The following is an 18741-nucleotide window of genomic DNA, read 5'->3' on the forward strand; positions in this document are numbered from 1 at the left end:
TTACAGTCAGATGATGGATGCCCATAGAAGCCTGCTTGGGTGTTACAAGCACACCTTGTGGCAACCTGAAATTTGGAGAGATTATTTTGTACGCGCCAGTTGTAATATTTGCATATGACCGACTTGAACATCTACGGTCAACCATAAACTCGTTACAGCTAAATAAACTGGCGCCTAAAACGGATATCTTTATCTATTCGGACTCGGCAAAATCGAAAAAAAATGAAGAAGGCGTCTCAAAGGTTCGAGACTATCTCACGTCAATAACGGGCTTTCAGTCGGTTACCATCATCCACAGAGCACAGAATTTCGGACTCGCCAAATCTATTATAAGCGGTGTCAGCGAAATCTTGAAAACCAGTAAACGGATCATTGTCCTAGAAGATGATTTAGTTACAAGCCCATACTTTCTAAACTACATGAATGACGCTCTTGAGATGTACCAAGAGCACTCTGAGGTCGCGAGTATTCATGGCTACATTTATCCGATAAACAATAAAAACCTGCCTAATTATTTTTTCATAAAGGGAGCAGACTGCTGGGGCTGGGCAACCTGGGACCGTGCCTGGCAACACTTTGAAGCTGATGGAAACTTGTTACTAGAGCAAATTAATAACGCCCCTGACAAAGCAGACTTTGACTTCTCAGGAGGCTACAAATATACAAAAATGCTTCAAGATCAAGTGGAGGGTAAAAATAACTCCTGGGCTATACGCTGGTATGCATCTGCATTCCTAAGAGGAATGGTTACACTTTATCCATCACAATCATTCGTCCATAATATTGGCAATGATGGCTCAGGCACTCATTCTGAAACAACTAATCATTTTGATGCCGACATTTTGAAACACTACCCCCCATTGTCATTAAATAGTACAAAAGAAAATACAGTCGCCCGGGCTCGAATAACGGAATACTTCTACTCAACCAGACCGAGTTTTTTTCGCCGAGCCATTCGTGCAATTATGCGGAGAATACGATGAAGAAAATTATAAAGCAGTTTCTACCGCCAATAATTCTCAGCGCATACAGAGCGATTAAAAGCTCACGTTTCGGCTTTATGGGAGACTACCCATCCTGGCAAGAAGCTGAAGACGAATGCAAGGACGGCTACGCCGCAGGCCCCATCTTTGAGAGCGTCAAACAGGCCGCACTTAAAGTGAAGAGTGGAGAGTATTTTTGTGAACGTGACTCTGTACTTTTCGAGTCCCCCCAATACTCCTGGGAGTCGCTGGCCTGTCTAATGCACGTTGCCGCTCGCTCCTCCGGCGAACTGAATGTACTGGACTTCGGGGGAAGCCTGGGCAGTAGCTATTTCAACAATCGACTGTTTATCTCTGGACTGAAGACACACTGGTCAATTGTTGAGCAGGAACATTTTACAAGCTTCGGCTCAGAACACCTTGAAGACCAGAGTCTTTGCTTCCATAAAACCATTGAAGAAAGTATCAGCGCGCATCAACCAAATGTAATTTTACTCTCAAGTGTCCTGCACTATCTACCTGAGCCGTACGAGTGGCTTGAACGGTTACTCTCGGTTGCCCCCCCCTTCGTTTTGATTGATCGAACCCCCATGGGAAAAAATGGTCGAGACATAATCAAAGTACAACGGGTACATCCATCTATATACTCAGCGAGCTACCCCTGTCGCATACTCGACCTTGACAAGATAATCAGCCATTTGAAAAGCCACAATTATAAAATCCTAGAATGTTTCCCTACACATATTGACGGTGACATCAAAGGCGGTGAGTACATGGGGATCTTTGCTGAAAAACTCGCTTAACTTTCAGCCATCAACTTGCACCCAAACGTAAACACCCAAGAAAAACCAAAGCCTCAGGGATAGCAACATGTATAACTTTTGCACATTATTTGACTCTCGATACATGTCTCGAGGACTTGCCATGTATGAATCCTTGAGCGTCAACTGCCAGACCTTTCATTTATTCATATTCGCATTTGACAAACTATCCTACGAATACCTTTCAAACGAAAATCTTCCTAACGTAACGATAATATCCCTAGAGGAGTTTGAAACCGAGGCGCTGCTCTCAGTTAAGAAAGAGCGTAGCCCAGGTGAATACTGTTGGACATGCACTCCCTTTACTATCCTGCATGCACTAGAGCATTATAATTTAGAAAACTGCACCTATCTGGATGCAGATCTATATTTCTTTTCAAATCCAGTCGTTCTCATTGATGAGATGCAGAGCAACTCCGTCCTGATCACGGAACACCGCTACACAGAGATATACAATCAAGAGACTACCAGTGGAAAATACTGCGTTCAATTCATGACCTTCAAATCCACAAAAGCAGGGATGAAAGCCCTTCGCTGGTGGGCAGAAGCATGCCTAGAGTGGTGTTTCGATAGGTTCGAAGATGGGCGCTTCGGCGATCAGAAGTATCTGGACGACTGGACGGAACGCTTCGAGGAGGTTCATGTGCTCTACCATTTAGGTGGTGGTGTGGCCCCTTGGAATGTACAACAATATGCCTTTACTCTTACTGATCAACAGGTAACAGGCACTGAGTTGACTACGCAGCAAGCATTCGACTTGGTCTTTTTCCACTTTCATGGATTTAAAATCCTACCAGATCAGAAGGTTGATCTTGGGGGGTATAGACTCTCCGAAAAAACCAAAAAAATGGTATACCAGCCATACGTAAAGCATCTCATGCAAATTGAGCAGTCAATTCAAACCAAGACGTCAGCCACTGGCAGCCTATCCATCACCAGGCCCGCTCCCAATGACTGGAGGAGCCTTGCACGAAAGTTGCGACAAAAAATAACCGGGTGTTATAATATTCATTTAATCAACTGGTTTTATAGATAATGGCCAAACTGATAGTTATCCCAACATTTACTGATGCACGAGGATCTCTATCAGTAATAGAAAAACAGATACCATTCTTAGTAAAGCGAATTTATTACATTTACAATGTTGTAGGTCAGCGTGGCGGACACCGTCATAAAACTACTAAACAAGCGCTGATCTGCCTGGGTGGTAGTTGTAAAATTTTTGTAGATGATGGAACTGATAAAAGGACCTACACTTTAGATAGTCCTGATCAATGTTTGCTTTTGGATGCAAAAGACTGGCATACAATGCAAGATTTCACCACATCAGCGACTTTACTGGTCCTAGCTTCTGAGCTTTATGATTCATCTGACTATATTGATGAGAAATATCCATGATCGAATATGAAAATCTAGGTCGTCTGAACGCTCCTTTCTTCATGGAGTATGAAAGCGCCTTCAAACAAGTGCTCGAAAGTGGATGGTACGTACTAGGAAAGAATGTCGCTCAATTCGAGTCAGCTTTTGCTGAATATTTGAGTGCGGATTACTGTACTGGTGTCGCCAACGGCCTTGATGCATTAGTTCTTGCACTGCAAGCACTAGACCTCCAAGCCGGAGATGAAGTCATCGTTCCAGCAAATACCTATATTGCAACCATTATCGCGATTGTGCGCCTTGGATTGAAGCCTATATTGGTTGAGCCCTGCCTTTACTCTTACAATATAGACCCTGGTAAAATCGAAGCCCATATTACACAACGAACTCGAGCCATTTTGGTTGTACACTTATATGGCAAATCCTGCGATATGGACCCAATTCTAGATATCTGCAAAAAGCATGAACTACGCCTTATTGAAGATTGCGCTCAGTCTCACGGTTCGACCTATAAGGGCAAGATAACAGGCACCTTTGGAGACTTCGGTTGTTTCAGCTTCTACCCTACTAAAAACCTGGGAGCGCTGGGTGATGCTGGAGCTGTTATAAGTGCCAATGAGGCTCTAGATAGCGTCATAAAAAAACTAAGAAACTATGGATCTGTAAAAAAATACCATAATGAATTAGTGGGCTACAACTCCAGACTTGATGAATTACAAGCTGCGTTCCTGAACATAAAACTCAAGTCGCTAGAGAAAATAAACAAACACAAACAGGCTCTAGCTGAAATATACTTCACCCATCTTGACAAGGCATTCATCAAGCCTCTTCGCAATGAAGACTTTGGAGATGTATTCCATATCTTCAATATAAGACACCCCCATCGCGACAAGCTGAAAAACTATCTCTTAGAGCATGGCGTAGGGACCGAAATTCACTACCCGATCCCCCCTATTGACCAGGTTGCTATGAAGGGAATTATTAGCGGTAGCTTCCCCATATCCGAGCAAATACACAAAACCACATTAAGCTTGCCCATCTCTTTCTTTCATACTAAGGAAGATATTCTTTTCGTATGTAAAACTGCGAATAGTTTTATTGCCGAGCACGGGTAAGCTCAAAAAACAACAGAGCACTTATGTGCCAAACACAGACCAGCTCTTGTTTGGCCAGCTCACCTTTTAAACACTTTCCTGTTCAACTTCCAAAAACACACTCACACAAAATCCAATAAGATTTAAAGTGACACACCAAAACACCATTTTTTTTTGAACAATCACTTTCCAACCAACACCATTCACCAAAAAAAACCACCTGAACCACCAAACTTTAAAACCCACTGACAACCCCGACACCATTTACATAATATCAACTCATCCCCTACAACTTACGTTCAGAACGAAACAAAAAAACGACCAATAAGAGCTCCAACTGTAAGTTTCCAGCACCATTTGCAATTGCACCAATACTCGCAACTCAGCCCTGATAGGATGCTTGGCCATATCCCTGAGTACGGAACTTCACATCCCCACACTGCTCGTGGTGTCAGTCTTCATTTTCTTCTTAATGGGACTGCTAACCTTCCATGCCTGGCTGCGGGAAACCCGTGAGCGTGCATTGGCCTACCTAGGCGGCACGATGTTGCTGGCGGCTGCCGGAATGTTGCTTGTCAGCTTGCGCGACCTTGAGGCCGATCTCGTGCCCAAGGTCCTAGGCAACGTGACCCTTTTACTCAGCGCAGCCTTAAACTGGACGGCCATGCGGGTGTTCGCGGGGCGTTCGCCCCATGCCCCGGGCATGCTCGCCGGGGCCGGCATCTGGCTGGCCCTGTGCATGGTTCCAGCGTTCTACCAGTCGATGACGGTTCGGGTCTCGGTGTATTCGCTGCTGGTGGCCGGCTATGGCCTGCTGATCATGCTGGAGTTCTGGCGCAGCCGTCGGCAGTTGGAAGTTGCCTATATGCCTGCACTGGCCCTGACTCTGCTGCACACCGTGTTCTACAGCGTGCGCGCGGTGATTGACCAGGGCCTGGCCATGGATCAGGTGTTCAAAGGCTACGGCGCCGGAGTGCCGCTGTTCTCGCTCATGTTGTTCGAATCGATGCTGTATGTGATCGGCATCGCCTACGTGACCCTGTGCATGGTCAAGGAACGGGTCGAACTGCGCCTCAAGGCCGCGGCCTTCTGCGACGCCCTGACGGGAATCGGCAACCGCCGGGCATTCATGGTCCATGGCGAACAAATGCTGATCGAATGCCAGCGCAGAGGTGCGCCGTTGGCCTTGCTGCTGTGCGACCTGGACCATTTCAAGCGCCTGAACGACACCTTTGGCCATCAGACCGGTGACCAGGCGCTGATCGCCTTCAGTCGGGTGCTCTCGGAAAACCTGCGCGACAAAGACGTGTTTGCCCGCATCGGCGGTGAAGAGTTCGCTTGCCTGCTGGAATCGACCAACGAGCAGTCCGCCGTGCGGGTCGCCGAACGGATTCGCCAGGCATTTGCCCGGTTGCCTCTTTTGGAGCCAGGGCTGCTCAGTGTCAGCATTGGCGTAGTAACCAGTGAAACCCAAGGCTACGATCTGCCGCGCCTGCTTTCCCTGGCCGATGAAGCGCTGTATGGCGCCAAGGACCGGGGGCGCAACCGGGTGCAAACGGCGGCGCGCAACGTCCTTGAGCTACAGCCAGGTTGAATGGTCAGGGCAACCTTTGCCGAAGTGGACTCAACGCGGTTTTAGCGGCCTGAACGATAACTGTGATACGCCCCCCAAAGCCCGAAGAAAAGGCACTTAGCCAGTATTTCCGCCCCCCCTGCGCAAGCATAGAATCGCCGCTCTTCAGGACTCTCGGATAACAAGGAATGTGGAATAAACAAGCCGCTATCAGTCACTTGAACGCGCACGCTCACGCCGGCAGTACCGGGCGCTGCGCGGCCTATACCCGCAAAGCGATCGAAGCCGGTGGCGGTGGGGTGATTTTGCACAGGAAGCACTCGGCCAAGGATTTCGGCTCTTCATTGACCTCTGCCGGTTTTATCGAGCAACCGGCCGGCCAGACGCCCGCAGCAGGCGACGTGGTCATAATCCAGCCCATTCCCGGGCACCCCCACGGCCACATGGCGATGTTCAACGGCACCATCTGGGTGTCAGACTTCAAGCAACTGCACGGTTTTTACCCGGGTCACTCCTATCGGGTGCAAAAGCCTGCCTACAAAATCTATCGCCATCCGTAAGGGGTTCCCCATGAGAATGCTGTTCTGCTCGCTGTTGGCAGCGGTCGCCATGCATCAGTCGGTCGCCCTGGCCGACTGCGCCAGCTCGCCAAAACCCGCCACTCAGGCCTTCTACAGCTGGTACCTGCAAACCTTCAGCGAAGACAAGGACCCTCTGACCGACAACGTCCCCGAGATGAAGAAATACGTCTCTGACTCACTGATCGCCAAGATCAAGAAACAGATGGCCAGCCCCGATGGCCTGGAAGAGGACTACTTCCTCAAGGCCCAGGACTACATGGACGAGTGGCTGACTCAGATCAAGGTCAGTGAACCGCAGATCCAGGGCTCCAGCGCCAAGGAGCAGGTGACGCTGGGCAGCACCCCGGATACCACCCAGATCGTCGATGTGCGGATGATCAAGGACAAGGGCTGCTGGAAGATCGACGAGGTACTTTCCACCGCCGATCAGAGCGACTGATTCTGGCGTTTGGGCGTTGAATCCAGCCAGTGCACGGGTCGTCCGCCAGGGCGATCCACCATGCTAAGCTGCGCGCCGTTTCGGGCAACGGCCCGGGACTTCCTTCACTGAAAAAGGACGCTCAGTCATGTCGTTGCCGGCCGCAGTACGCCTGCCCCTGTCATTCCTCTCGTTGTTCGGGGCTCTGAGCCTCAGCGGTTCCTGGGCCCACGCCGATGCGCAACAGGACGTCGCCAAGGGCCGTTGGCAAGGCCTGGCCGGTATGGCCAACCTGTACCTGGACGAGGCCACGCCGGCGGATTTCATTGAGGCCGGGGACAACGAAAAAAGCCAGCATGACAATTACGCTGGCGCTCTCGCCTACTACCTGACCGCCGCCCGCCTCGACCCGAAGAATGCCTACGCCTCTTACCAGGCGGCTGGCAGCCTGGCCGCCATGGACAAGAACAAGCGCGCCGCCGAATTCCTCGATCAGGCCCGCGAGCGAGGCTTCTGGCAGTTGGTGATTCTCAAGGAAGACGACGAACTGCAATCCCTGCAGCAGACCCCGGCCTACCAGAAGCTGCTGCGAGCCGCGGAACAGAACTACCCGGCCAAGGCCAAGGATGCCGGCCTTGCGGCCTTCAGTGTTCCCCAGGGCAAGGCCCCGGCCGCAGGCTGGCCGGTGGTGGTCTGGCTATCGGGATTCGGCACCGAGGGCAGCGACGGCGTCGATATGCGCACCGACCTTGTGGGCGAGCAGGCCGTGCTGGTGGGCATCAACGGCACCCTCAAGCGCGACGAGCACCAGTTCATGTGGCAGCAGCATTCGGTGGACACCACCCAGGAGGCGGTCAACGCCGCCCTGAAGAAGCTGGAAAAACAGACTCGCATCGACCGCTCGCGCATTGCCCTGATGGGCTTCTCCCAAGGCGCCGAGCACGCCTCGCACCTGATCGCCGAATACCCGCAGCAGTACAGCGGCGCGTTGCTGCTGTCCCCCGGCGGCTACCGGATTCCGTTCGGCGAAACCCGGGCCCGGGACAAGCGCATCGTCATTGTCCATGGCGCCCAGGAGCACGAGAGCAACCAGAAGCTCACCGCCACCACGCAACAGGCCCTGGAGCCCGGCAACCAGGTCCAGAGCCATGAACATGCCGAAGGCCACACCTTCCAGGACGACTGGCGCCAGGCGTATCCGGGCTACCTGAAGTTCGCCCTGAACCTCTGATGCCAGGTGCCGGGGCTTGAGCCCCGGCTGCTATCACTTGCCCGAAGTGATGGGCCCGGGGGCTTTTACCAGAGTCATCAGGTCGTCATCCCACTGCCCCTCGACCTTGACCTGCGCCAGCGCCCCCAGCTCCATGGCCTCGATCAGGTTGTGGTTGAGGTACACGTAGGTGCCCGGCTGCTTGAAGGTGTAGAGCGCCGCCAGCGCCGAACCGCCAGGAATGAACCAGGTCTCCAGGTTACGTTGCGGAGCGTTGGCGAACTTGCCGGTAGTCCAGACCCAATCGCCATGACCGCCGATCAGGTGCGGACGGCTATCGCGGTTGGCCTGGGAATGGATGAACAGCACGCTTTCGCCGACCTTGGCAGTCAGGGCGTTGGCCCCGGTCAGAGCACCAACCCGACCGTTGAACACCACATGACTCGGCGTCAGCGTGCGCATCACTTCACGGGTGTCCTGGTAGCTGGAGGCCAGGTCCGGGTAGTCCTTGTAGTGCCCGTCCTTATCCTTGGGGATATACAGGTCAAACTCACCGATGGTGTAGGCCCGGTCATAGCGCAAGGGTTTGCCGGCGGGGTCTTTCAAGCCCTCGCGAGGCAACACCATCAAGGTCCCGCTCATGCCCGACACCACGTGCCAGGGCACCATGCCCGGCGGCGCACAATGGTAGACAAAGGTGCCGCTGCGATCGGCCTTGAAGCGCAGCACCACCTCCTGTCCCGGCAGTACCTGATTCAGGGCCGCGCCGCCCAAGGCGCCGGTGGCCGCATGAAAATCGATGTTGTGGGGCATGCTGTTGCTGGCCGGGTTGCTGAGGGTCAGCTCGACGTAGTCGCCCTCATGCACCACCAGCGTCGGGCCGGGCATGGAGCCGTTGAAGGTCATGGCCTGCAAGGTGGTGCCCTGGTCATCCACCTGCATCTTTTTCTCTTCCACAGTCATGCGAAACTGCACGACCTTCGGCGGCCCGCTGACCACTTGTTCATGGGCGTGCACCTGGGGCGGCGCCACCAGGTCAACCTTGACCCTCTGCAGCCCGTCGGCCCCTGCGGCCAACACCACGCCGCAGGCGCAGCTGCCAACCACCACACAACACTTCAACCACGATTGAAACCTACCCATGTTGCGCATTTCCCTGCCAATGAATGGTGATTCATTGCAAGGCAAACACCGGGCAATCGTATTGTCTCAGGGCAATGAACCAATGCTCGGGCAGGCGGATAGATTGAGCCCGATCATGGATAGCTGAAACTGCGTACCAGGGTCAGCTCTCCGGGGGCGCGCATCGGCACGATGAATGATTCGCTCTTCTCATCCGGCGTGCCTTCCTCGGTAATCACCGTGACCTGGGCCGTGGTCAGGGGCTGCACGGCGTTTTCCTGGCCGCCGTCTTCATCGTCACTGCGATAGCCGCCACCGTAGTAGTTCACATACACCAGGTACTGGCCCTTGAGCGGCGCCGGCATGGAGAAGATCTCCGGGCCGTAGCCGGTGGTCACGTCCACATCCAGGGCCGCGCCGTTGGGGGCCACGCGCTCGCCATACCAGATGTGCGCGCCGTCTGGGGTCACCAGGTGCAGGTCGAGGTCGGTGTTGTCGCTGTCCCAGGACAGCAGCACCCGCAACTTGGGCGGAGTCACGCCACCGCCGGTATTGAGGAACTGCACGCGCTTGCGCTGCTGGCCGTCCGGGCTGCGCACTTCAACGCTGTTGCTGCCATTGGGGAAGGAATACGGCCGGTCGAAACCACCTTGTTCATTGAACTTGAGCGGCATGCTGACGCCATTGACGATCAGTTGGCCCGGCTCCTTGCTCGCTTTGGGCGCGCCTTTGATCTGCCCGCTGATACGCGCGGTATTGGCCTGGCCCTGGGGCGTGTTCACCGAAGAGGCCGGGTAGTTGACCTCCTGAATGTATTGCTCGCCATCGACAGCGCGGGTACGCCAGCCGCCTTTGGGGGTGTCGAGCTGGATGCCGCTGTCGGCCAGGGCCATGGGCAGGCTGAACATTCCGCAAAGGAACAGGAGGACCGGGGGAGCAGGAAGTTTCATGGCCTATTCCAATAAAAGATGACGGGCGAGCCCTTCGATGTAGGTTTCATCCTGGCCGTTGGGATGAGCTTCAAAGGCCAGGTGCAGGTATTCGTGAGTCAGGTCGAGGCGGTCTTGCAGCGAGAGCACGCCACGCACGTAGATGCGTTGTCGTTCGCGGTCGACGTAGGGCCGACCGAAGCTCAGGCGGCACACGGCGAACTGGCTGATTTCGTTGTAGCCGATCTCTTGCTCCAGCGGCTGGCGCCAGCGCCGACGCTGTTTCAACAGCCACTCCTGAGCTGCGGGCAAGGGTTCGCAAGACGCCACCGGGTTGTCCCAGCGGCTGAGGCTGGCCCGAGGGTAGGCATGCAGCAGGATGGCGTCGTAACGCTGGCCAGCGCGCGCCTGTTCAACGGCCTGCTGCCAGGACAGTTTGTCCGGCGCACTCAGGTCCGAGTGGTAGGTGACTTGCGTGCCGGCCAGCACCAGATCGCTGGTCCAGGCGGCAATGGCCCTGGCCTGGGCGGTCGCCGGGCGCGGCGCGACCCGCTGGCGATTGCTGCTGTCGTCGATGCTCAGGCATTCGCCGCTGCGTCCGGCGTTCTGCAGCAGGTAGGTGCGGATCGCCACGGCCAGGGCCTTGGCGGCCTCCGCCGGTTCACTGCTGGCTTCGCGTTGCAGCACACGGGCCACATATTCTTCACGGTCCAGGCGCGCCACCAGTCGCTGGGCCGCAGGGTCTTGCTGCAGGAACAACTCGCCGGCGCTGTGGATATCCAGCCGGTTGCCGTTGGCAAATTCCACCCGATAATCCCCTTGCAGAGCGCCCGGCCTGGCTGGCTGACCCTTCTGGCTGACGCTTTTGAGCGGGTAGCGGGAAAACAGGCTGACTTCCACACAACGGCCTTTATCCACAGGCGGATTGTCCGGCAGCACTTGGTTCAGGGCCTGGGCGTAGTCCTTCAGCACCCGCTGGCTAGTACCGCGCCCGCCCACCCACAGCGGCGTACCATCCACCAGCCAACCGGCAAAGCCGCCCTGGCGCGACTGCGGGTCCTGATCCGCCAGCCAGCTCCAGGTCTTGACCCGCAGGCGCCCGCCCACCTCGCCCGCTACGGCACCGTCACCGGCATTGAGCACCACATCCAGCAGCACACGCCGCGCCGTATCCCGTGCCGGCAGCAGCGCCAGCACCTGCAACAGCTGCGCCACCGGAACCCGGGTCTGGGGTTGCAACTGGTCCAGGTCCTGCAGCCAACCCGGAGCATTGCGCGCTTGCCAGTAGGCGCGCCAGTCAGCACTGGACAGCTGCAAGCGCTGAGGCTCGAAGTACAGACCACAGGAGCGAACCAGGGCCTGATCCCGGGCAATGCTGCCGCCTGCCGTGCAGCAATAGACCTCGTCCTTGGACTTGCCCTGGCAGGCATAGGCCGGTTCTTGTGCGCCGGTATCCACCAGCCAGGCGTAGACGAAGAGTTTCCAGATGCTGCCCAAGGGAGCTTGCAGGTCCTGCGGCAACGGCTCACGAGCCAGCACCTGAGTCTTGCTCAGGCTCACCAGCTCGCTGTCCGGGGCGGTTTTCCAGGCCAGGCGCAGAGGCTCGTCCTGGGCTGTCACCAGCCCAGGGAGTAGACACAGGCACAACCAGGCCCAACACCGCGTCATGTTATTTGACCGTGACCTGACCCAGTGCCGGCGTACGTTCCTGGGCCTGATGCTCTGGCGCATACACCTGGTAGTAACGTGCCGCAGGCAGGTTGAACTGGCCCTTCTGGGAGAAGCGGATCAGATGCCGCAGACGCACTTCGCTGTTGTCGTTCAACGCATCCAGCGGCACCGCGTAACTCATCTGCCCGGGTTCGAAACGCGCTTTTTCCAGAGACGCCGCTTCAGTGCCCGCAGGACCGGCCAGCTTGATACCCCAGGTGGTGCGTTCGACATCGGCGCCCGGCGGCAACGGCACTTCCAGCATGCCGTACAGCAGCGGCCGGTTGCCCTCGTTGGCAATGATCACTTCGTCCAGATACAGGCCGTCACTGGCGATCGGCTTGTTGCCCACCGGCTCCAGCTTGAAGGTGAAGGCTTCATCCCCGGGCACCAGGCGCAACAGGCGACGGGTAATGTTCACCGGCGACGGCGTGCCCATGTCCAGCTTGCTCAGGTAGCTGACCGAGGCCTGCAGCGGACGCTCCGGCACCTTGTCCAGGGTCAGCACGGCCGGCACCTGCGGCCCTTGCCACTGCCAGTAGCGTTCGCCGCTGGCGCCCTGCTGCTGTTGCCAGCCCTGCCCCGGATTCAGGGCCTCGGCCGGTGCCGACTGGGCCACGCTACGCTGCAGCCAGGTCAGGGCCAGAGCACGGTCCAGGGTCGGTTGCGATGGCAGCAGACGTTGCAGCAATGCGCGCGCCGTCGCTTGATCGAAAGGCTTCAAGGACAGATTGATTGCCTGAGCGAACGGCAGCGAACTGATGTCGACCTGCTGCTGTGCCGCCTCCAACTGCGCCACGAAGGCAGGTGGCGGAGTGACCTTGGCGTCCCGCGCCAGGGCGGCTGTCAGCACCCGGGCGCTGGCCAGGCCGAGGGCCGAATCCGGGTCCACCATCACCAGGCTGTCGCTGCTGTCGTCATCCATGCTGGCAGCCGGACCGGCCCCCACCTTGGCCAGGTCATCCATCAGTCCCCTGACCAGGGTATTGATCGGCAGGTTCATCTCACGGGCGAAGGACAGGATCAGCGCCCGTTGCAGTAATGGTGTGCTGCCGGCCTGCTTGGCATAGACCTCCAGCACCCGCTGCCAGTGTTCCGGCGGCAGGTTCAGGTCCATGACCTTGCTGGCATTCCAGTCAGCGTAATAGGCATAGGCGGTGAGGAACGCATCCGGTTCGGCGTCTTCGCCCCACCAGGTGAAGGCTGCTTGCGGCCCGGCCATATGCACCAGGCGCAGGCGGCTGTTCTGCATGATCAGGCGCAACCGATCACGGATCTGCGGGTTACTGGCCAGCGCCGGGTAGGCAACGCTCAACGGCAGCAACTGGCTGGCGGTCTGCTCGACGCCGCCATAGGGGTATTCCAGCAACCCATCCAGGGCCGAACGGAACAGCGCTTGCGGGCTGTCGTCCAGACGCAGGCGAATCTCTGCGGCATCGGCCGGCAGGCCCAACGGCGTCGTGGTGCTGACCACGTCCAGGCTCTGGGTTTGCACCGTCTGCCAGCCGGCCGCGCTGCTCACCAGACGCACAGCCAGGGCGTCCACAGTCTTGCCGCCCTGCACCAGCTCGGCGCTCCACTCGCCATTGCCCGGGGCAATGGCCGGCAGCGCCACATAGTTGATGCCGCTGTTCAAGGTCAGCGGCAGGCGCTGGGATTCCCCGGCGTAATGAATCACCAGCTCGGCCTTGACCGGTTGTTCGGACTGGCTGAAGGCAAACACCCCCAGGTCCGGCTTGTCGCCGCTGCGCAAGCGGGTCGGGCCGCTCCACTTCAGGTACAGAGCCTTGTCGGAACGAACGAACTGTTTCTTCTGCCCCACTTGGCCATCATCGGCGATGGCCCGAGCGGTAATGCGCCAGCGGGTCAGGGAATCCGGCATGCGGAAGGTGAAACGCGCCTTGCCGCTGCCATCGGTCACCAGCTCCGGCTGCCAGGCGGCGGTGTCGACGTCTTCACGACGTGGCCGCTCCAGCACCTTGACCCCACGCTCGCTGCGATTGGCCTTGCCCGGGGCCGTCGGGCTGCCCGGCAGGGCCACGTCGTAGCTGATGAACGACAGGCTGGCGCTGGTGCGCACGTTGTTGCGCCGAGGGTGGTAGAAGAACTGGTCGATGCTCGGCGCTACTTCCGGCTGCAACGCGTAGACCATCTCGTCCACCACGCTGACGGTCAGGTGCGCCGGCACCGGCTTGCCGGCGAACTGGGTGGACAGGTCCACGGTGACCAGGTCACCCGGCTGGTACTTGTCCTTGTCGGTGTGGATGGCCACATCGATCTGCGGTGTCAGCACCTTGATCCCGGCATTCTGGAAGCTGTACTCGCCGCCCTTGGTGTAGAGCACAGAGAACGTCAGGTTCGGTGCGAAGTTGTCCTTCACCGGCACCCGGGCGCGGTACTGGGTAGGGCTGAGTTTTTCCACCTTCAGCCAGTCGCCGCCCTTGGACAGCAGCGCCGTGGCTTCGACCTTGTCGCGCTCCAGCGACAGCAGCGCATCGTTGATCGGCTCGGGGAAGGTAATCAGCGCCAGGGCTTCGTCACCGGTCTTGTATTCGGCCTTGTCGAGAACAATTTCCACGGTGCCCGGCACCGCTTTAACGCCTTCGCCGGTGACCGAGTGGCTGGTGCCGCCCAGTACTCGGTCGTGCTCGTCCTTCAGGGTCAGGTTGTAGGTGCCGGGACGCTCGAAGGCCAGGGCAAAGCCCTTGTCGGCCTCGCCCAGCTTGCCCTCACCGGTGGACTGGTCTTCCAGGCGCACCCAACTGTAGCGGCTGGGGGAAACCTTCTGGCTCTGCTCACCGGTGTTCTGGTTGACGTAGCTGAACTGCACCTTGTCGCCAGCAGCGCTGAAACGCTGCGGTGCACTCAGGCTGAAGCTCGCCGCGCCCCGCTCGATGAGGATTTCCTTGGTGGTCTTGACCCGATAGGCCGCGCCGTCACTGGCGAACACGGTGAGCATGTAGCGGCTCGGCTTGCTGGCCGCCGGCAGATCGAGGGTGGCACTGCCCTTGGCGTCAGTGGTCAGCTCGGCACTGGTCAGTTCCACCGGGAACTGGCCCATGTACTGCAGTTCGTTGTCCACCATGGACAGCTGCTGGGCCCGCAGGCTCAGTTGCAGGCGCGCATTGGCCACCGGCTTGCCGTCCGGATAGAGCAGCACCAGGTTGCCCTTCACCGGCTCGCCGGTCTTGAAGTCCGGCTTGGCCAGGCTCAGGGCAATCTCGAAGTGCGGCTTGATGTATTCGGCCACGCGGAAGGCGCTGCTGTAGACCTGGTCCTTGTAGGCAAAACGCAACTCATAACCACCGGCCACGGCATTTTCCGGCAGTTGGAAACGGCCTTGGGTGCCAGACTTGGAATCCAGATTCAGGGTCAGGTTCTGCAGCGCGGTGCCGGCGGCATCCAGCACGCTGACATTCACCGTGCCGGCACCCGGCTGCACCGAATCCCGGGCGTTCTTGAACTCGCGGCCGACGATTTTCAGCGATACCCAATCCCCCGGGCGATACAGCGGCCGGTCGGTGAACGCATAGAGTTTGGTGTCGTAGATTTCGCTGTCGTAATAGAAGTTCTCGGAGACGAATACCCCGCCTTCCTGGTCCTCGCCGATCACGTAGGAGCGCTCGGGGCTGACGTGTTTCAGGCGCACCAGGCCCTGTTCGTCAGTGGCGCCGCTGTTCATCACGCCCAGGCCGTCGGTCCATAGCACGTTGACCTTGGGCACGGAGTTGCCTTCATGCTTGCCCGCGGCCCAGACCAGCAGTTCGTCACCGGCAATCTTGCTCACCGCCACGGTGTTGGAGACAAAGACCATGGTGGTCGCGCGGTACTTGCCCACCAGGGCTTCCACCAGGTACAGGCCCGGTTTGAGTTGCCCCAGCGGGATGTAGACGTTGCCCGGCGCGACGTTGATGAACTGGCTGGAGGAACCGGACAGGTCAACCCCGGCCGGCGGCTGGATCGGCTTGGCCTGCCACAGCGGATAACGGAACTGGGTCACCAGCGGCAGCCCCGGAATCAGGGCGAATTGCGGCTGGGCGTCATAGGGCGTGGGCGCCAGCATGGAGTTGCCGACCTTCAATTCCGGCACCTCCTCGGTCACCTGCTTGCGTGACTCGTAGGAGAAGGCGCGCTGCATCACCCGGCGGGATTTGCGATACCAGTTGTCCCACAGGTAGGCCAGGGTGTTGGACAGGCCCTCGCCCTTGAACTGGCCGTCACTGACCACCCGGTGCAGGTTCTTCTGGCGCTTGAGGAAGTCCAGCGGCTGGTTGATCCGGTACACCCGGATGTCCGCGCCGCCGTAGGGCTCCATGCGAAAGCGCCGGTAATCCCGGCCCGGGGCCTCAAGGCGCACCATGGCCTGCTCGTCGCTGGCAAAGCTGCTGTCGGCCAGGAGGAAGAAACTTTCGCCGGAGACCGCCGCGTAATCGCTGGACGGCACCGAGTCTTCGGCATTGACCAGGCTCGCGGGGGCCGCGAGGGTCAGAACAACAGTCAGTCGAAACAGAAAACGCCACATACGCGATTCGCTCATTGGGTGAGGAAGTTCAGTCGATAGATGCCGATGAAGTTGGGGTTGGCGGGGTCGGGTATCCATCGAGTGTCCTTCCATGTCATCAGTTGCTGCACGCTGGCCGAGCGCATGCCGTTGTCGGTGGGGGTGGTGGTGCCGGTGTGATAGGCGATGTTGCGGCCCATCCAGATCATCAGGTGCTGGTCGTCGCCCTGGTCGAAGAACAGCAGGTCGCCGGGGCGCGCCTGGCCCAGGTCACGGCTGACCAGATGGCTGTTGAACTGGATCAGCTTGATGGCGTTGACGTAGGGCCCGGTCTGGCCGCCGCCCTGCTGCCACTGCTGGGCCAGGCCACGCTGGCCTTCGCTCAGTTGCAGCTCCGGCGGCAGGTAGCGATTGGACATGCCGTTGGCCCGCAGCCATTTGCTGTCGTGGGCCTTGAGCGCTTCGTTGGCGGCAAAGCGCACCAGGCCGGCGCAGTCCTGCTGGTACCAGCGCGGGCTCGGCCCTTGACTCAGTTGCTCCTGGGCGATGCGCACGAACCAGGCGCGAAACACCTGGGACTGCTGCACGTCCAGTGGCGGAACCTGGGTCGCGCCCACGGCATTGCTCAGCAACAGGGCCAGCAGGCCGAGGCTGCCCAGGCTTTTGCGCCATGCACTCACAGTGCGCGCCATTGCAGGGGCAGCCATTGCCAGTGACCGTTGGGCTCACTGCCTTCGGGCAGGGTCAGGGCGTACTTGCCGTAACCGCCAAGGGTGCGCAGCTTGGGCACCAGGTAGGTTTGCGCGGCGTTGTTGAACACCGGTTCCATGTCCTGGGGCAAGCTGTCGAAGGTTTCCTGCTGGATCAACTGCGCCAGGGATTGCGGGCCCAGGTACACCGGCATCAGTGCATCCTTGGGTACCACATCGGCCAGGGGCGGGAAGCGTTTATCCAAAGTATCCAGGGCCTTGCTCACCAGCTTGTCGTCCAGGGAGAACACCAGGGTCGAACCATGGCGAGCCAGGCTGACCTGCATGAAGGCGCGGCCGGTGATGGCTTGCGGGTCCTTGGCTTCCTTGGCCGGGTACTGGCCGAAGTTGGAACTGACCTGGCGCTGCCACTGGTGTACCTCGCCGTTCTGCTGCTCGACCACGGGGAAGATGCGCTCCGGCACCTTGCTTTCCCGAGCCCCGACCATGGAACCGAACAGTTTGCCCAGTTCCCCATCGAGCTGGGTGTTGTCCTTGTCCTTGAGGCTGGCCACCAGCAGCGGCGTGTACAGCCGCGAGTCGGCGTACCAGCACAGGCCGGCGGTGCCGGCCATGTGTTCAGTCAGGCTGCTGGCCACCGCCTCTTCGGCACCGAGCTTGACCAGCAGCGGTTTCTGCTGCTCCGCTGCCAGGGGCAACGCCACGCAGGCACTGGCGCCCATGGGCATGGCCTGCCAGATCGGCTTGAAGTCGAAGGCCGGCTGGTTGTCCTGCTCTTGCATGGCCAGGTAGCTGTGCCAGCCCTGGGCGTCCATATCGAAGCGCAGGCCGGCGAAGTTGGGGATGAAACGCTGGTAACCCATGGCCAGGACACTGGAATTGACCGCCAACCGCTGCTGCACTTCAGGCTTGCGCGCCTCCAGGCCAAAGGCTTCGGGGAACAGTTTGTCACCGTTGAGCAGGGCTTCCAGGGCAGCGGTGGAGACGGCGCCGTGCTCATCGTCGGCACCGCTGCTCAGGTCATACAGCTTGGCCGGGTTGGACAGCACCACCAGTTTGTCGCCGTGGGAAGCGAACGCCAGGGATTTACCGGCGTTGTAGTTCAACTGGTAGAGGGTCACCGCATCGCCGCCGACCTTCAGCTCAGCCAGCTTGCTCAGTTGCGTGTCGTCCAGGGCAACCTTGGCCAGGGGCTCCAGCAGCTTGGCCAGCCCGCCACGATCCATCACCAGCAGGAAATCCTTGAGGCGCCCATCGACACCGCGCCACAGCGCCACATCCGCCGGCTGGTCGAACAGTTGCTCGATCAGGTTGTCCTGCAATTTCAGGTCATGCTCGTAGATGATCCGCCGCAGGCTGCCGATCAGGCCCAGGCGGTCGGCGTGGGCCTGGTAATAGAAGACGAAGTCTTCGGTCAGGGTTTCCTTCAGGAAAGGCACCGCCAGCAGGTCCTTGGGCAGTTGCGTCAGGGAGTGGGTTTCCAGTAGTCCGTCGGGGCGACTCAGGCCCAGCTTGTCGCCGGCCAGTTCGGCCACCGGGGTCTTGGGCTTGCAGCCCACACCCGCGACTGCGGCGGCGACCAGACACAGGCCCGCGACCAGTGCTGGCCAGCGCCGTTTGCTACCGGGTTGAACAGGGCCGGGAACGCCGGCCGCCGGGGATGCTGTGTTTTCGCTCATGATTCACAAAGCCCAATTCATCCGTGGTGCGGG

15 protein-coding genes are annotated in these 18741 nt (G+C 58.5%); 9 read left to right on the forward strand and 6 right to left on the reverse strand.

Features of this window, described 5'->3' with window-relative positions; translation table 11 throughout:
* Positions 1-17 precede the first annotated feature (17 nt).
* The 9 genes from PFZ56_RS01920 to PFZ56_RS01960 all read left to right on the forward strand — a co-directional run bounded on the left by PFZ56_RS01920 (position 18) and on the right by PFZ56_RS01960 (position 8078).
* A complete protein-coding gene (locus PFZ56_RS01920) occupies positions 18-983 on the forward strand; it encodes a glycosyltransferase (RefSeq protein WP_102882351.1) in 966 nt (321 codons plus the stop codon).
* Entirely contained in the window at positions 980-1786 is an 807-nt protein-coding gene (locus PFZ56_RS01925; RefSeq protein ID WP_102882352.1) for a methyltransferase, TIGR04325 family, read from the forward strand. The genes PFZ56_RS01920 and PFZ56_RS01925 overlap by 4 nt, the downstream gene beginning before the upstream one ends.
* Before the next feature lie 121 nt (positions 1787-1907).
* Positions 1908-2840 (forward strand): glycosyl transferase, encoded by a 933-nt coding sequence (locus PFZ56_RS01930; RefSeq protein WP_170002132.1) that lies wholly within the window; start codon positions 1908-1910, stop codon positions 2838-2840.
* The gene (locus tag PFZ56_RS01935) at positions 2840-3202 is read left to right on the forward strand and encodes an FdtA/QdtA family cupin domain-containing protein (RefSeq protein ID WP_170002134.1); all 363 of its coding nucleotides are present in this window, start codon (positions 2840-2842) and stop codon (positions 3200-3202) included. The genes PFZ56_RS01930 and PFZ56_RS01935 overlap by 1 nt, the downstream gene beginning before the upstream one ends.
* Entirely contained in the window at positions 3199-4296 is a 1098-nt protein-coding gene (locus PFZ56_RS01940; protein WP_102882354.1) for a DegT/DnrJ/EryC1/StrS aminotransferase family protein, read from the forward strand. The genes PFZ56_RS01935 and PFZ56_RS01940 overlap by 4 nt, the downstream gene beginning before the upstream one ends.
* Positions 4297-4747: 451 nt before the next feature.
* Positions 4748-5869 (forward strand): diguanylate cyclase, encoded by a 1122-nt coding sequence (locus PFZ56_RS01945; protein ID WP_170002136.1) that lies wholly within the window; start codon positions 4748-4750, stop codon positions 5867-5869.
* A 167-nt stretch (positions 5870-6036) separates the two neighbouring features.
* A complete protein-coding gene (locus PFZ56_RS01950; RefSeq protein ID WP_102882356.1) occupies positions 6037-6408 on the forward strand; it encodes a cytoplasmic protein in 372 nt (123 codons plus the stop codon).
* A 10-nt stretch (positions 6409-6418) separates the two neighbouring features.
* Positions 6419-6868 (forward strand): DUF3828 domain-containing protein, encoded by a 450-nt coding sequence (locus tag PFZ56_RS01955; protein ID WP_102882357.1) that lies wholly within the window; start codon positions 6419-6421, stop codon positions 6866-6868.
* 127 nt (positions 6869-6995) lie between these two features.
* Positions 6996-8078 carry a dienelactone hydrolase family protein gene (locus PFZ56_RS01960; protein ID WP_110596257.1) on the forward strand — a complete coding sequence of 361 codons (1083 nt, stop codon included), beginning with the start codon at positions 6996-6998 and terminating at the stop codon, positions 8076-8078.
* A gap of 33 nt (positions 8079-8111) precedes the next feature.
* Here the strand turns inward: PFZ56_RS01960 and nirK are convergent, their stop codons facing one another.
* The 6 genes from nirK to PFZ56_RS01990 form a co-directional block, all read right to left on the reverse strand.
* Positions 8112-9200: a copper-containing nitrite reductase gene (nirK, locus tag PFZ56_RS01965; protein ID WP_170002138.1), complete on the reverse strand. Its 1089-nt coding sequence runs from the start codon at positions 9198-9200 to the stop codon at positions 8112-8114.
* Between the two features lie 113 nt (positions 9201-9313).
* Positions 9314-10129: a YfaP family protein gene (locus PFZ56_RS01970; protein WP_102882359.1), complete on the reverse strand. Its 816-nt coding sequence runs from the start codon at positions 10127-10129 to the stop codon at positions 9314-9316.
* A gap of 3 nt (positions 10130-10132) precedes the next feature.
* A complete protein-coding gene (locus PFZ56_RS01975) occupies positions 10133-11776 on the reverse strand; it encodes a DUF2300 domain-containing protein (RefSeq protein ID WP_170002140.1) in 1644 nt (547 codons plus the stop codon).
* A 1-nt stretch (position 11777) separates the two neighbouring features.
* Positions 11778-16355, reverse strand: a complete 4578-nt coding sequence (locus tag PFZ56_RS01980) for an alpha-2-macroglobulin (RefSeq protein WP_170002142.1) — start codon at positions 16353-16355, stop codon at positions 11778-11780.
* On the reverse strand, positions 16352-17011 hold the full coding sequence (locus PFZ56_RS01985) for a DUF1175 domain-containing protein (RefSeq protein ID WP_170002144.1): 660 nt from the start codon (positions 17009-17011) through the stop codon (positions 16352-16354). Before PFZ56_RS01985 ends, PFZ56_RS01980 begins: the two co-directional genes overlap by 4 nt.
* Positions 16996-18708, reverse strand: a complete 1713-nt coding sequence (locus PFZ56_RS01990) for a DUF2138 domain-containing protein (protein WP_102882363.1) — start codon at positions 18706-18708, stop codon at positions 16996-16998. The genes PFZ56_RS01985 and PFZ56_RS01990 overlap by 16 nt, the downstream gene beginning before the upstream one ends.
* Between the last annotated feature and the right edge of the window lie 33 nt (positions 18709-18741).

This window comes from Pseudomonas danubii (assembly GCF_042980055.1).
Lineage (GTDB): Bacteria > Pseudomonadota > Gammaproteobacteria > Pseudomonadales > Pseudomonadaceae > Aquipseudomonas > Aquipseudomonas danubii.

Bases quoted from the DNA above. Each gene is read 5' to 3' on its own strand.
- PFZ56_RS01920 (WP_102882351.1), top strand. From the start codon at position 18: ATGCCCATAGAAGCCTGCTTGGGTGTTACAAGCACACCTTGTGGCAAC.
- PFZ56_RS01925 (WP_102882352.1), top strand. From the start codon at position 980: ATGAAGAAAATTATAAAGCAGTTTCTACCGCCAATAATTCTCAGCGCA.
- PFZ56_RS01930 (WP_170002132.1), top strand. From the start codon at position 1,908: ATGTATGAATCCTTGAGCGTCAACTGCCAGACCTTTCATTTATTCATA.
- PFZ56_RS01935 (WP_170002134.1), top strand. From the start codon at position 2,840: ATGGCCAAACTGATAGTTATCCCAACATTTACTGATGCACGAGGATCT.
- PFZ56_RS01940 (WP_102882354.1), top strand. From the start codon at position 3,199: ATGATCGAATATGAAAATCTAGGTCGTCTGAACGCTCCTTTCTTCATG.
- PFZ56_RS01945 (WP_170002136.1), top strand. From the start codon at position 4,748: ATGGGACTGCTAACCTTCCATGCCTGGCTGCGGGAAACCCGTGAGCGT.
- PFZ56_RS01950 (WP_102882356.1), top strand. From the start codon at position 6,037: ATGTGGAATAAACAAGCCGCTATCAGTCACTTGAACGCGCACGCTCAC.
- PFZ56_RS01955 (WP_102882357.1), top strand. From the start codon at position 6,419: ATGAGAATGCTGTTCTGCTCGCTGTTGGCAGCGGTCGCCATGCATCAG.
- PFZ56_RS01960 (WP_110596257.1), top strand. From the start codon at position 6,996: ATGTCGTTGCCGGCCGCAGTACGCCTGCCCCTGTCATTCCTCTCGTTG.
- nirK (WP_170002138.1), bottom strand. From the start codon at position 9,200: ATGGGTAGGTTTCAATCGTGGTTGAAGTGTTGTGTGGTGGTTGGCAGC.
- PFZ56_RS01970 (WP_102882359.1), bottom strand. From the start codon at position 10,129: ATGAAACTTCCTGCTCCCCCGGTCCTCCTGTTCCTTTGCGGAATGTTC.
- PFZ56_RS01975 (WP_170002140.1), bottom strand. From the start codon at position 11,776: ATGACGCGGTGTTGGGCCTGGTTGTGCCTGTGTCTACTCCCTGGGCTG.
- PFZ56_RS01980 (WP_170002142.1), bottom strand. From the start codon at position 16,355: ATGAGCGAATCGCGTATGTGGCGTTTTCTGTTTCGACTGACTGTTGTT.
- PFZ56_RS01985 (WP_170002144.1), bottom strand. From the start codon at position 17,011: ATGGCGCGCACTGTGAGTGCATGGCGCAAAAGCCTGGGCAGCCTCGGC.
- PFZ56_RS01990 (WP_102882363.1), bottom strand. From the start codon at position 18,708: ATGAGCGAAAACACAGCATCCCCGGCGGCCGGCGTTCCCGGCCCTGTT.